Genomic DNA, 13439 nt, shown 5'->3' with positions numbered 1-13439 from the left:
CCATTCAAAATACCCCATCTTAGGTAGACCGAGTAGAGTACAGCCTACACTTTTTCCTCGCTTTTTTGGTTTTTGGCAAACGATTTGCGGATTTGTTTGTATATTTAACAGGACTGGATTTCGTAGTTCATCCTAAGATTGTTCAACAAATAAATATAAATTGATTATGAATGATAACGCAAAAGTGGTAGCAGCATTGTTGACGGGTTTAGCCGCAGGGGCTGCATTGGGTATTTTGTTTGCACCAGATAAAGGTTCCGAAACGCGCGAGAAATTGAACGATTCCCTCAAAGATCTCGGCGACGCGCTAAAGGAACGCACCGCCGAGCAGTTAGACCACCTTAACGATTTCAAAGAGAAAGTCATTGCCGCTGTCAAAACCAAGGTAAACAAACATGAAGGGGCGATAGAAGAAGCGTTGGAAGAACACGCCTGAATATAGAAAGGGGTTCTACCCTAAGCCATAGCATGGCGCTGCACCGGGAGATGCCTTCCAAGGCAGGCCGCGCCGCGATAGTCGGTCGCCGCTAAACCCGTATCCATTATCGATTAAATATAAACCCTTGGCCAAGACCAAATGGAGGAAAAAAGATTTTCGATAAACGGGGTATACCAAAAGAGCAAAGAGTATATCGATACCCGTTTGAGGCTATTCAAGTTAAAGCTTGTCGAGCGATCGTCCCGATTAATTGCAAGCCTAATCACCGACGGCCTGAAAGGGGTACTTGCCGTATTTGTTATCTTCTATTTGAGCTTGGCACTGGGATTTTACTTAAGCGAACTATTGGGAAGCTCCGCATTGGGATTCCTGGCTACCGGTGGAATATTCGTACTGCTAATTATCGCTGTTTCAGCATTTGAGAATCCGCTGGAGCGTTTTTTCATGAACCTTTCCATCAAGCGGTTTTTGCAAAAGTGGAACGACGAAATAGACGAAGATGATGAGGAAGGAAAGCAAGATTAAAAACCTGAGTGACCTGCGCCTTGAGATAGCCCGGCTTGATGCACTCGCCAAGGCACAGGAAAACTATCTCGGTGATCAGTATCAGCTACTAAGCGAGAAGGTAGCTGCGCCGATGCGCTTCGTCAAGTCGCTCGCCACATGGGTACCGGGTGTGAATTTCACGAAAGGATTGTTTGAAAAAGGCAGCAACGAAGAAGATTGGTTAAGCAGGGTATTGCGCATCGGGCTACCGGTCGTCCTCAACCGGTTTTTCTTGCGCAAGGCGGGTTTTATCAAGCGTGCATTGGTCACGCTCCTGTCCCAACAGGCCGCTAGTGCGCTTAATAAAGATACCGTAGCCGGCCTCATCAGTAAAGTGGCTGAGTTCATCCGCCCACCAGCCAAGCGTCGTAGGCGGTCCTCACGCCACAAAGACTATGGTATCCCTCCTGACAGCGAAACCTACTGACCCGAGCAACTTGCTAAAAAATCTTCATAAACCAATCGGACACCCATTTCGAGCGATGTGGTGTGGTGCCATCCTAGTGCCTGAAGCTTACTCACATCCATCAGTTTCCGCGGGGTGCCATCGGGTTTCGATGGGTCAAACACCAGTTCACCTTCATAACCCACAATCGACTTAATCAGATAAGCCAGCTCCTTTATCGAAAGGTCTTCTCCAGTGCCGACATTGACCAATTGCGGGTCGTCATAACTGCCCATCAAGAATACGCACGCGTCGGCCAGATCATCTGCAAACAGAAATTCGCGCATCGGCTTCCCGCTACCCCACACGGTCACCGTAGGCTGGTTGGCCGCCTTGGCCTCGTGGAGCCGCAGCAGCAGTGCAGGTAGTACATGCGAGTGCTCTGGATGGTAATTATCGTGGTAGCCATACAGGTTCGTCGGCATCACCGATATGAAATTACAGCCGTACTGGTCGTGATACGCCTCACATAGTTTGATGCCAGCTATCTTGGCAATGGCGTAAGGTTCATTTGTCGGCTCCAGTAAACCGGTGAGCAGGTACTCTTCCTTGATGGGCTGGGGCGCCAGTTTCGGATAGATGCAGCTCGACCCTAGGAAAAGTAGCTTTTTCACGCCGTGCACATACGCTTGGTGGACCACATTGTTCTGTATCGCCAAGTTGTCATAGAGGAAATCGGCGCGCAGCGCGTTGTTCGCCAATATACCTCCCACTTTTGCTGCCGCAAGGAAAACGTACTCGGGCTGCTCCGCAGCAAAAAAATCAGCCACCGCCTGTTGGTTCCGAAGGTCTAATTTGTCTGAAGTTCGAAGCAGTAAGTTATCGAACCCTAACGCGCGTAACTTCCGATGAATAGCTGACCCCACCATGCCGCGATGCCCGGCAATATATATCTTAGCATTTTTTTCCATGTTCCGAATGGGTGTGATACAAAGGTAAGACTATTTTCCGCTCTTTGGCTGCCGCACTTGACACATAGGGTGCCAAGTAACATAGCCAGCCGCCGTAGAGGCCAGAACGACTCGCACGCAAGCGCAAAAAAACATTGGCTTATTTCTTTAACTTACTTAAGTTTGCGGGCTATTAATTTGGCTTTATGGGAAAGGACAAGCTGCGAAAATTTAGGGAAATCGACACGTTCGCCAACGTATTGCAACTGGATGCTGGCAAGCCGATGAAAGGTAGATGGGCGATTGATTATTTCGGCAACAATCGACCTATCGTGCTCGAGCTGGCCTGCGGTAAGGGCGAATACACGGTCAACCTAGCCAAACTGTTTCCCGATCGTAACTTCATTGGTATTGACTATAAAGGAAATCGTATTTGGCGCGGCGCCAAAACGGCATTGGAAGAAGGCATCGCGAATGTTGCTTTCCTCCGTACCCAGATCGAACACATCCTCGAGTATTTCGGCACTGGTGAAGCGGCCGAAATCTGGATCACTTTCCCTGATCCCCAACCGCAGAAAAGCCGCGAGAAGAAACGGCTTACCCACCCGGCGTTTCTAGCGATGTACCGAAAAATTATGGCGCCCACGGGGCATATGCACCTTAAAACGGACAACGACGGGCTATATGCCTATACGCTGGAGCAATTGGCTGGGCAGGAACTGCCTATCCACGCCCGTACGGCGGACCTATATCATTCTGATCTGGTGGATGACGTGCTCAGTATCAAAACCTACTATGAGCGAAAATACCTCGAAGTATCCAAAAATATCAATTATGTAAGGTGGGGTTGGCAGTGAGTCGTTTCACCTCACGGCGGCTTATCTTTTCAAGGTTCACCGGTTGCGGTACCTTCACGTAGTAGCCCGTGCCATCGTACGGACGCTTGCGTGGATGGGCCATGCAAGTATCCGAGCAGCAGCCTTCCATCTTCCAACCACATGCTTCGCATTGGGCGAAATGCTCGTTGCACTCGGGGTTGGCACAGTTGATCATCCGACTACTATTGGTGCCACACGTGCGGCAGGCTGATACTTCGGTAGGATTCACATGGTTCACATCTACAGTCACCCGGTTATCGAATACGTAGCATTTTCCTTCAAAATCTTTTCCTCCTGCTTCCTTGCCATATTTGATGATACCTCCATGCAATTGGTATACGTCTTTAAATCCGTTTTTCAGCAGCAGGGCCGATGCCTTTTCGCATTTGATACCGCCCGTACAGTACGTGAGTATTTTCTTGTCTTTATAGGCCGATAGTTCGTTAATCTTCTCCGGAAACTCCCGGAAGTTCTCGATATCCAGCGTGAGCGCATTTTTAAAACGGCCGACATTATGTTCATAGTTGGAACGTACATCCAGCACTACGACGTCGTCTCGGTCTTTCATTTCCATAAACTCGCGCGGCTCGAGGTGCTTGCCCGTTTCCTTCGTCGGGTCAATGATTTTGGGGTCGCGCAGGCCGGAGTGTACAATCTCGGGCTTATAGCGGCAGTGCATCTTGATGAAGGAAAGCTCGTTTACTTCATCGATCTTGAAATCCGTCTTCGCAAAGCGGGGGTCGGCATGCACGGCATCCATGTACGCTTGGCACGCTTCGGGTGTACCCGACACGGTGCCGTTGAGCCCTTCGTCGGCTACGATGATGCGGCCTACGAGGCCCAGTGATTTGCAAAACTGGAGGTGATCCGCGGCAAATTGTTCCGCATGGTCAATGTGGCTGTAACAATAGTACAGCAACGTCTGGTATTTTCTCATATCATTGATACCGCTGCAAACGGCGTTTAATGTTTTACGGTTGCAAACTTAGATAAATTCGCAGAAAAATGCGAATTTATCGGATCTCTTCGCTGCCGTTGAGAAACTAAAATAAATTACTGCGCCAGCTTATCTACTGCTTGCTGCAGTGCCGGGTCGTCGGCCTTCACTGCATAATAGTGAGCTATACCACCCGCTGGATTGATGATGAGGTATCGCGGTATCCAATTGAGATCTATCGCATTCGTAAAATCATTCTTCCACTCGGTTTTAAACCAGTAGTGCGCACCTTTCAGGCCGAATTTTTCGATGCCGTCTTTCCACCGCTGCTCTTCCCGATCCAACGAGAAGTAAACCACGGGCACATCAGGATTAGCTGCCTGAAAGGCCTTCAATTCTGGAAACCCTTTGAGACAGTCGGGGCACCACATTGCCCAGATATAGAGCAGCACGGTCTTGCCTTTGTAGGCTTCCAACACGTCGCCGGCAGTAGTTTGTTTGCCGTCCAGTGCAAATAGCGGTTGTTGTAGGGCTTCAGCCGTAAATGCGGTTTTCGAAACTGCCGGAGCTTGCTGTGCAACGGCTGCTTGGACCGCCAACACGGCAAACAGTAAAACATAAGTACGAATCATGTTTGCAAATTTACACTTTTGATCTTATCTTTTCGTTGCTAAGGTGTCTACCCACTGCCCAATCCGATACATTCCTTGGCACCTTCCCGGATACTCCGCCAAATCATCTTGAAAAATGAGAACGAACGGGGACGTTCAATGTACACCTGGCCGGTATGGTGCACCCCATTGCATCGGGGTTGCTGTCGTTCAACAAGAACCGGTTGGCAAGGAAAGAAGCGATCTTTTTCTTCGACATTCCACCATCACGGTCTTCCCGCAAAAAGTTCACTTTCAGGCCGTCGTTTTAGCCGTTGCTGAAAGTTTTGGTAGTTTTTCTGTTCTGGACTGGTCCAGGCCGATTCTACCAATGCTGTTATTCGGGGCAAAAGCATAAACTCCATCTGTTGATCGGTTGAGATGGATTCTGTCCAGATTGTAAAACGCCATCCAATCCAGACAAATATAACAACCTGCCTTGTTGCTACTGAAAAGCCTGCAAAGCAACTTTACAAAAAAAAGAGTACTTTTGTTGCTCGGTAAAAAACAGCATGCTCGATTCGCTCATTACTTCAAAAACCCGCCTGCGACTACTGGTGAAGTTCTTCATCAATGCCGCCAATCGGGGTCACATGCGTGGACTGGCCGATGAGTTCAACGAATCTACCAACGCCATCCGGCGGGAACTCAATAACCTGTCAGATGCCGGATACCTCCAAAAGGAGGCCCAGCGCAACCGCGTATCGTACCGGGCGAACACCCAGCACCCGTTGTTTGGTTCTTTGCAAGATATCGTGCATAAGTACTTGGGGTTAGACCGCATTGTGGAGACGGTGTTACAGCGTATGGGCGAAGTGGACCAGGTAATTCTTACGGGCGACTACGCCGAGGGGCGTGATACGGGCACCATTGAGGTCACCATCGTAGGACCACGGCTCAATGCCGCTTACCTCGAACAGCTGGCCCCCAAGGTCGAAAGCCTCATCCACCGCCAAGTGAACTTCACGCTCAGCAACCAACCCTCCAGTGAAGGGCTTGTATTGTTTGAACAGTAACTCCTCCCGTAACGCTACTTCAGTTCCAACGGTTCAGGCTCGGCGATTTCGCCCTGCAGTTCGTGGTACCGGTTTATCATTTCTTGTAATTTCTCCGGCTCGGTCGAGGCAAGGTTCTGCTGCTGGCCAATATCATCTTTCAGGTTGTACAGCTGGTAGGTGGTGTCGTTGCCCAGTTCGATGTTCACCTGCTCATTGCGTTTCGGGCCGCTGTAAGGTGGTATCATTACCCAATCGCCCGTGCGCAAAGCCGTACGCGAGCTGGCCTCGATGATCAATTCGTCACGCCCAGCAGTATCGTCGCCCAGCAGGGTAGCGAGCAGCTCTTGGCTATCGCTGCTATCTATTTCTTGCTTGGTTAAGTTAGCCAGCGAAGCCAATAGGTCTAGCTGGCACACCAGCGCGTCTGACACACCCGGCTCCACGTGTCCTTTCCACTGTACGATAAAGGGTACCCTCGGCCCCGCCTCGAAGAGGCTGTACTTGCCACCCCGCAGCGGTCCCCCTGGCTTGTGACCACCCAGTAGTTCCACCGCCTCATCGTAGTAGCCGTCGTTTACTACCGGGCCGTTGTCGCTCGTGAAAATCACCAGCGTATTTTCCAGCAGTTCCTGTTCTTGCAAGGTATTCATCAACTCCCCAATGCACCAGTCTGCTTCCACGATCACATCGCCTCGCGGCCCCAAACCAGAAGCACCCACGAAGCGCGGATGCGGTGTTCGCGGCACGTGCGGTTGGTGCATCGCATAGTAAAGGAAGAAAGGCTCGTCCCTATGCTCACGGATGTACCGCTGGGCCTGCGTAAGGAAGGTGTCGGCCATGTTTTCGTCTATCCATTTGGCTTTCTCACCACCCTTCATAAACCCGATGCGCGGGATGCCGTTTACAATGCTGTTGTTGTGGCCATGGTGCCACCGCATCCGCAGTAGCTCGGGGTTGTCCAGTCCGGTGGGTTCTCCCGCAAAGTTGTGGGCATAGTCCACTTCAATGGGGTCGACGGGGTCCGCACCCACCACGAGGCCATTCTCGATGAATACCGTGGGCACGCGGTCTTGCGTAGCCGCCATGATGAAGGCATAATCGAAGCCTACCTCATTGGGCCCAGGGGCGATGTGCTGGTTCCAGTCTATCACGCCCGTTCCCAGCCCCAAGTGCCATTTGCCAACTGCACCCGTATGGTAGCCCGCCTGCTTAAGCATCTTGGGTATGGTCTGCTGCTCCGTATCGATCACTAGTGGAGCCGTTCCGGGGAGAATTTTCGCCGACTTATTACGCCAGGGATACATCCCTGTGAGCAAGGCAAAACGGCTGGGTGTGCAGGTGGCCGACGAGGCATAGCCGTTTGTGAAACGCAACCCCGAGGCGGCCAGCCTATCCATATTGGGTGTTTTCAGCGCCGTAGCGCCGTACGCACCGACGTCGCCATAGCCCAGATCGTCCATATAGATAATGACGATATTGGGTAATGGATTGGTTTCTTCTCCTTTCGGAGGGCGGCAAGCTGTCATGGCAAGCAATACAATCAACAACGAATAGTGCTTCATCACCGGACTATCAAATGGTTTATTGCAAACTTATGAAATTTTGCCATACAAAAACCGGTACACTTATTTTTTGGTGTACCGGTTTATACCGTGCGGCTTCCCGCTATGCGAACGGAGTTGAACGAGTTTATTTTGCCGTAAACTGCCTGATGCTAGCCACGGGTGCTTCGGTGCGGTTTCCTGCGAGGAAGTGGTGGTACACACGACCTACATAGCCTGTCCACCAATCCGAGAAGTCGCGCATCTCGCCGCTTGCCGTATTGAACAATTGCAGGCTACCCTCATCGCTGCCATCGGCCCCGATGAGGCGGATGCGGTAATCTACTCTGGCGTAGCCCGACGAAATCTCTACCGTTTTGTTTACTACAATCGGTTCCCAACCTGTAGCTTCGCCAAAGGCAACCGGGCTCCCCAAGTTCTGCCATTCGCTCTTTGTGCCCGTGTTATTGTCGGTAACATATTGGAACTGGTACTGTAATCTCAGCGGGGTGGGCTCTCCAGGCTTTTCGTACAGCAGATTATAGAACTTCACCCATGCTGTGGTACCCGAATGCTCGGTGGTAATGGTGGGGTAAGGAGCATCGTTGTCGATGATGATAGGCGGCTCATCAAAGTCATGCACAATCACGTTGTGCTTACCACCGGGCAGCTCAAAGTCGCGGTCGTACACGAGTGTCAGGTCATTCACTGCGCCGCGGTACAGTTTCAGGTTCACCGTTCCCGCCTCGGCGGCGAAAAACCGGCCCACCGCGCCGCTAGGTACGGCGTTGTACGTTGAAAGGGGGGTGGTTTCATTGGTCAGCAACTGTCCATTCAATTCGACTTTGTTGATATCGTTTGCCGTTCCGGTTGTGGTAGGCACCATATAGTGCAACTGGAACTGTGCCGTGGTCGCATCGTCGATCGGGGTGGTGTCGTATTCCACTACGTTTTTATCGCAACCCGCGAACAAGATCGTGGCAACGATGGCTACTATTATTTTATTCAATCGGTTCATAGCTTTACTAGTTACTATTTCAAAACTTAGTTCGTGGGTATGTCGCCCGGATACGCAAACCACGGTATCGAGGTCTGGTAGTTATCAGCGGTGCCCGATATCGGCTTCAATGATTCGAGTGATTCGAGGTTCCACATATACTCCGAGTTGTAGCGTGGTCGGAGTCGGTAGCTTGGCGAGCCCTCGTTCTGGATGGCGTAGGCACTTTTACGACCCTGCACCTGTGCCGGCGCCATAAACAAGCCCTTGTATACCTTCGTGGGGTCGCTATCCCATTTCTGTTCCAGCAACGCCTGTATCCAGCCATTGCCATTGCTCGGGTAGTCGCCCGTATATTCGACATCGTAATGGTATTTGCGCATATCCACCCACGCTTCGGGCGCCCCCCAAGGGTACAGGGCCACCCATTTCTGCATCATGATATGCGAAAGGGAGAAGTCGGCCATATTCAAACCACCAACATAGGGGCCGTTGAGGTATTCTTCGCCCAGAGCGGTAAAGATGCCTTTCTCGATTTTGTCGCCGCCTGTGGGGCTGCCTTCCCGGCCGGTGTCGATATAGCGAGCGGCCGTTTCCATATCGCCACGCACCCCATTTTTGAAGGCTTCGAAGGCTTGTGCCTGCTGCCCCAGTTTCCAGTAAGCTTCCGCCAGGCAGAACTGGATTTCGGCATAGGTGGTGAGGATGTACGGAGCGTCATCGCGGTACAGCCAGCGGCCGATTCCATCGTGTTCGTTGCCCTGCCATGTCGAGGTGGCTTCCCGTCCGTAGAAGTTTGGTGCGGTACCGATGGGCCCCGAGCGTCCGGTAAAGCTACCACCGTAGTATTCGTATGCTTTTATACTATCAGCATCATCCAGGTTGAGGTATGTTGGATTGCTTGTCGTTGATAACTTCACCGTTACCCTTGGGTCGAAATGCCCCGGTTGGTCCATCAGCGTATCAGTGATGATCTGTTTGTCGGCCAACCGGTAGGGATGGTAGTCGTTGTCCGGCAGGCGGATTTTGTCGCCCGTGGCCTGGTCATATTCCGGCACCGTACCGGTCATCACTTGCACGGCATACTCATGCTGGAAATAGTCCCAGTTAAAGTTGTTGCGCGAGGTGCCCCAGAAGTTGTTATATCCGCTGTATGGGGCCGATTGCGAGCCGCCCACGATGGAAACGGTGGCATCATCGGCCGCATTTTGGAAAGATTTGCCGGCCGCATCGATTAGCTCCTGCGCATAGTCCGACGTAAAATTTGTTTTGTTGGTGAGCGACGCCAGGTTACGCACGATCACCGCATAAGCGAATTTAATCCATTTCGATTTGTCTCCCTGATAGATGAAGTCGTTGTCGCTAATGTTGGAGCCGTAGTTGTTATCGTCTTGGCGCTCCAACAGTTCGATGGCCTCGTAGGCCCATGCCCGCACTTGCTCGTAAACCGCATCCTGGTAGTCGTAATCGTGCGAGAGCAGCCCCGGTACGAACGCGTCGGTCATCGGCACTTCGCCATGCACTTTGGTGAGCATGTCCCAGCTAAACGCTTTCATGGCCAGGCCGACGCCAGCCAGGGTCCAATGCTCCTCTTCCATCGATTGGTTGATGAGGTTTTCGAGGTTCATCCCCTGGTTCCAGTACACCACCCGCCAGATCTCACCGCCGGCGTCGCTGCCCAGGCTGTAATAATGGTTGGCGAAAGAGGTATAGCTAGTTGTCCCCATCATCTGGGTCATCGGGCCCAAGGCTCGGATATCCCAATAGATGCCTTGGTACTGCTGGGTGATGTTGGCCAAGTAAAGGAATCCATCCACTTCTGCGGGGGCATCAACATTATGGTTCACGTCCAGGTATTTCTCGCAACTGCCCAACAGGAGAAATAGCGGAAACACATATATGAATAGCTTTTTCATTGTCATCATTTTTTTAATTCAACACCAAACTGACCCCAAATGTAATCCCGCGCGGGTTGGGCATCGACCACACGTCGTACCCTTCGCCGCCCGTGCCGCCCGCAGCGGCAGACACCGTGTTGCCCACCGCGTCGATGCCCGAGTAGTTGGTCCAGGTTAGCAGGTCGTTCCCTACTACAAAAACGTCTAGCCCATTTACAATGCGAGCACGGCTCAACAGCGATGCCGGTATGCGGTAGGAGAGGCGCAACTCCTGCAGCCGCAGGTAGTTCACGCCCGATTCGAGCCAGTCTTCATCGTTTCCTATATACACGGTGGTACCATATACGCGGTAGTCGGTTACGATATTATTTCGCGTGGGGTTTGCTGAGTTTTCGTTACCGTCGCGCAGTACCCCTTCAAAGATGTGCGGCCCACTCTCACGCAGTGTTACCGACTCCCAACTGGTGCCGCTATTCATCATGGCGCGCTTGGTGCCGTTTACTACGGTTGCCCCCACGCGGCCGGCAAACAGGGCCGATAGGCGGAGATCTTTGTATCGTAAGCTGGTAGTGATGCCGAAGCGGAGGTCCGGTTCCCGGTCACCCACCACTGACCATACGGGGCTCACCAGCGGCAAACCGGTGGATGGGCTGATCAGGATGTCGCCAGCATCGTTCCGTTCATAAGCGCGGCCCGTAAGTGTGGTGATCGGTTGGCCCACCATGATGCCATTCCGGATATTGCCCGAGTTCCAAGTGTAGGGGTTATAGTATTCCGTTACGTTTTCCGGCAGGTATAGCACCTCCGAATCGCCATGCGAGGCATTGAAGCCTACGTTCCAAGTCAACCCATTGGGGTTGCGTACGAGGTCGCCGTCGATATGGGCCTCCCAGCCCCAGGTCTTGAACGACCCGACGTTCATCGTGTTCAGCACAAAGCCCGTGGCATAGCTGAGGCGGAAGCCCTTCACGATCTGGTCTTCGTTTCGGGTGCCGAAATAGGTGAAGCTAGCATTCAGCCGGCTGTTGAATAGTTGCAGGTCGATACCGGCTTCATGTGCCGTGGTCATCTCGGGCCGCAGGTTGGGGTTTGGTCCGGTAAAACCATATTTGAACCCCCCGCCCGTCAATTCGGTAGCCTCCAACTGGGGGTCGATTTCCAGCGGACCGGCATCCTTACCCACCTGCGCCAGCGAGCCCCGTAGTTTCAAGTAATTAATGGCCTGGATGGATTTCATGAAGGGTAAGTCGGACACGATGAGCGATCCCTCGATGGAGGGGTAGAAATATCGGTTGTTGTCCTTCGGCAACGTAGACGACCAGTCGTTCCGAGCCCGCAGCGTAATGAATGCCAGGTTGTTGTAGCCGAATTCAAACTGTCCCGAAAACGCCTGTATACGCCGTTTTGTATTGCGCTGGGTGGAAGTCTGCGTGGCCGGGTCCGTATTGTTGATCGATTGGAAGTCGGGCACGACGAAACGGGTACCGTAGGTCGCTTGCCGGGTTACGGCATTTTCCAACTGGTGGTAGCCTACCTGGCCGGAAAAGGAGAACTTGTCTTCGAAAAAGTTGTTGTTATAGCCGGCCAAGATATTGATAGTGGGGTCAGAGAAGTTGGCTTGTATCAAATTATACTGGCCTACACCATCGTTGTTGGCAGCGTAGTAGGGATGTGCCGAGGTTTCGAATGTCTGCATTCCTACGTCCCAGCCAATCTGCCCTCTAACAAAGGTGTTCTTCACGGGTGTCAAATTGAGCGCCACGTTGGTGAGGAAGCGATCCGACTTGTCGAAGTACTTGTTCTTATTCAGCATAAAGAGCGGATTCAGCAGGTCGGTATCAAGGTAATAATCGGCTACGCGCATATGGCTGCCGTCGGCATCGAGGTAGTTGAGCATGTTATCCACCATAGGCCACAGCATGGCTCGGTGCAGAGGGCCATCCGTGCCGCGTAGCACTTTTTTGTTGCCTGTACGCGTATACTGCATACTGCCTTCGAATTTCAGCCAGTCGGTTATGGCGGCCTGTCCGGCCAAGCTCAGGTTGGTCCGATCATAATCTGTAGTCTTAATCACCCCCTCCTGCCCCAGGTAGGAGAAGCCGGCCCGCATGGTTGCCCGGTCGTTGCCCGCATCCACAGACACGTTGTGTTTATTGGTATAGCCCGTTTGTAGCACAGCGGCGATGTTGTCGTAGATGGGCACGCCTTCGGGATAAAGCCCACCATACTTACCTTGGTAGTAATAATTGGTGGTGCCATAGTAGCCGTTGGCATATTTATCCTGCATCTCCGGATAGCCGTAGGCCTTGTCGAATTTGAAGGAATTGCTGTAAGTTATCCTTCCTTTACCCGCCGTACCCTTTTTTGTAGTGATAATGATAGCTCCGTTAGATGCGTCTGAACCGTACAGCGCTGCGGCCGCTGCGCCTTTCAGCACCGTGATCGACTCGATGTCTTCGGGGTTGAAGTCATTGCCGCGTGACGAGAAATCGAGGTTACGTACTGAATACGAATCGCCGCCTGCACCCGCCATATTGATTGGGTCAAACGTACTGTTGTTCATCGGCACACCGTCTACCACATAAAGAGGCTGGTTGTTGCCTGAGATGGAGGTGATGTTGCGCAGTACCACGGTGGTGGAAGCGCCCGGTGCCCCACTTGTAGAAGTTACATTCAATCCCGGCACGCGGCCCGCCAGGGCGGTGATAAAGGCATCGCGCCCCGATTCGCTGATCGTGCTGCCATCGATGTGCTGCACCGAAGAGCCGATGGCCCGGCCCGTACGCTTCATACCAAATTCGGCGGTTACCTCTACTTCCCCCAGATTGCGTACACTGCTTACCATGGTGATGGTCACCGTAGTCCGTGTGCCTATCGGCACCGTTTGCGCTTCAAATCCCACGGCCGTAAAAACGAGAGAACCCGCTTCCGGTGCGCTGATGGTAAAGTTGCCGTTGCCGTCGGTAGAGGTTTGGGCAGTTGTCTCAGCCACCCGCACCGTCACGCCAGACAGGCGCTCGTTCGCTTGGTCATACACTGTGCCGGTAATTGTCCGGGTCTGTGCAAAGAGCGTTGAAACGCAACACAAACACATCAAAAAACCTTCCAGTGTACACATTAGTCGTTGCTTTTTCACAATAACGTAAGTTAAGTTACACAATAATAATTAAGTTCCGTCTCAATTAAATTGGGGGTTCAATTGGTTTTCATCGCACGTTTT

The 13439-nt window shown here is 52.2% G+C and carries 13 protein-coding genes; 6 read left to right on the top strand and 7 right to left on the bottom strand.

The genetic code is table 11. The features are described 5' to 3' along the window. Positions 1-166 precede the first annotated feature (166 nt). The 3 genes from ACEVG1_RS02840 to ACEVG1_RS02830 all read left to right on the top strand — a co-directional run bounded on the left by ACEVG1_RS02840 (position 167) and on the right by ACEVG1_RS02830 (position 1412). On the top strand, positions 167-436 hold the full coding sequence (locus tag ACEVG1_RS02840) for a YtxH domain-containing protein (RefSeq protein WP_374742044.1): 270 nt from the start codon (positions 167-169) through the stop codon (positions 434-436). Positions 437-577: 141 nt separating this feature from the next. Next, on the top strand, positions 578-964 hold the full coding sequence (locus ACEVG1_RS02835) for a phage holin family protein (RefSeq protein WP_374742043.1): 387 nt from the start codon (positions 578-580) through the stop codon (positions 962-964). Further along, positions 939-1412, top strand: coding sequence for a hypothetical protein (locus ACEVG1_RS02830; protein WP_374742042.1), 474 nt, complete (start codon positions 939-941; stop codon positions 1410-1412). The genes ACEVG1_RS02835 and ACEVG1_RS02830 overlap by 26 nt, the downstream gene beginning before the upstream one ends. On the opposite strand, the gene ACEVG1_RS02825 is transcribed toward ACEVG1_RS02830, so the two are convergent. Further along, on the bottom strand, positions 1406-2341 hold the full coding sequence (locus ACEVG1_RS02825; RefSeq protein ID WP_374742041.1) for a GDP-L-fucose synthase family protein: 936 nt from the start codon (positions 2339-2341) through the stop codon (positions 1406-1408). The genes ACEVG1_RS02830 and ACEVG1_RS02825 overlap by 7 nt on opposite strands. A 185-nt stretch (positions 2342-2526) precedes the next feature. On the opposite strand from ACEVG1_RS02825, the gene trmB reads away from it, so the two are divergent. Next, the gene (gene trmB, locus ACEVG1_RS02820; protein WP_374742040.1) at positions 2527-3177 is read left to right on the top strand and encodes a tRNA (guanosine(46)-N7)-methyltransferase TrmB; all 651 of its coding nucleotides are present in this window, start codon (positions 2527-2529) and stop codon (positions 3175-3177) included. Here trmB and ACEVG1_RS02815 read toward each other — a convergent pair. Both ACEVG1_RS02815 and ACEVG1_RS02810 read right to left on the bottom strand, forming a co-directional pair. Further along, positions 3149-4135 carry a rhodanese-related sulfurtransferase gene (locus tag ACEVG1_RS02815; RefSeq protein WP_374742039.1) on the bottom strand — a complete coding sequence of 329 codons (987 nt, stop codon included), beginning with the start codon at positions 4133-4135 and terminating at the stop codon, positions 3149-3151. The two genes, trmB and ACEVG1_RS02815, sit on opposite strands and share 29 nt — an antisense overlap. Positions 4136-4251: 116 nt before the next feature. Further along, complete coding sequence (locus tag ACEVG1_RS02810) at positions 4252-4767, bottom strand: TlpA family protein disulfide reductase (RefSeq protein WP_374742038.1); 516 nt, start codon at positions 4765-4767, stop codon at positions 4252-4254. A 115-nt stretch (positions 4768-4882) separates the two neighbouring features. Between ACEVG1_RS02810 and ACEVG1_RS02805 the strand changes: the two genes are divergently transcribed. Both ACEVG1_RS02805 and ACEVG1_RS02800 read left to right on the top strand, forming a co-directional pair. Further along, positions 4883-5143 carry a hypothetical protein gene (locus ACEVG1_RS02805; protein WP_374742037.1) on the top strand — a complete coding sequence of 87 codons (261 nt, stop codon included), beginning with the start codon at positions 4883-4885 and terminating at the stop codon, positions 5141-5143. Positions 5144-5297: 154 nt separating this feature from the next. After that, a complete protein-coding gene (locus ACEVG1_RS02800; protein WP_374742036.1) occupies positions 5298-5801 on the top strand; it encodes an ArsR family transcriptional regulator in 504 nt (167 codons plus the stop codon). A gap of 14 nt (positions 5802-5815) precedes the next feature. Here ACEVG1_RS02800 and ACEVG1_RS02795 read toward each other — a convergent pair whose 3' ends face one another. The 4 genes from ACEVG1_RS02795 to ACEVG1_RS02780 form a co-directional block, all read right to left on the bottom strand. Then, positions 5816-7345, bottom strand: coding sequence for an arylsulfatase (locus ACEVG1_RS02795; protein ID WP_374742363.1), 1530 nt, complete (start codon positions 7343-7345; stop codon positions 5816-5818). A gap of 127 nt (positions 7346-7472) precedes the next feature. Beyond that, positions 7473-8342 carry a hypothetical protein gene (locus tag ACEVG1_RS02790; RefSeq protein ID WP_374742035.1) on the bottom strand — a complete coding sequence of 290 codons (870 nt, stop codon included), beginning with the start codon at positions 8340-8342 and terminating at the stop codon, positions 7473-7475. Between the two features lie 26 nt (positions 8343-8368). Further along, positions 8369-10237 (bottom strand): SusD/RagB family nutrient-binding outer membrane lipoprotein, encoded by a 1869-nt coding sequence (locus ACEVG1_RS02785; protein ID WP_374742034.1) that lies wholly within the window; start codon positions 10235-10237, stop codon positions 8369-8371. Positions 10238-10250: 13 nt separating this feature from the next. Continuing rightward, positions 10251-13337, bottom strand: a complete 3087-nt coding sequence (locus tag ACEVG1_RS02780; protein ID WP_374742033.1) for a SusC/RagA family TonB-linked outer membrane protein — start codon at positions 13335-13337, stop codon at positions 10251-10253. Between the last annotated feature and the right edge of the window lie 102 nt (positions 13338-13439).

The organism is Parapedobacter sp. 2B3 (assembly GCF_041925275.1).
GTDB lineage: Bacteria > Bacteroidota > Bacteroidia > Sphingobacteriales > Sphingobacteriaceae > Parapedobacter > Parapedobacter pyrenivorans_A.
This window is presented reverse-complemented; position numbering and strand designations above follow the sequence as displayed.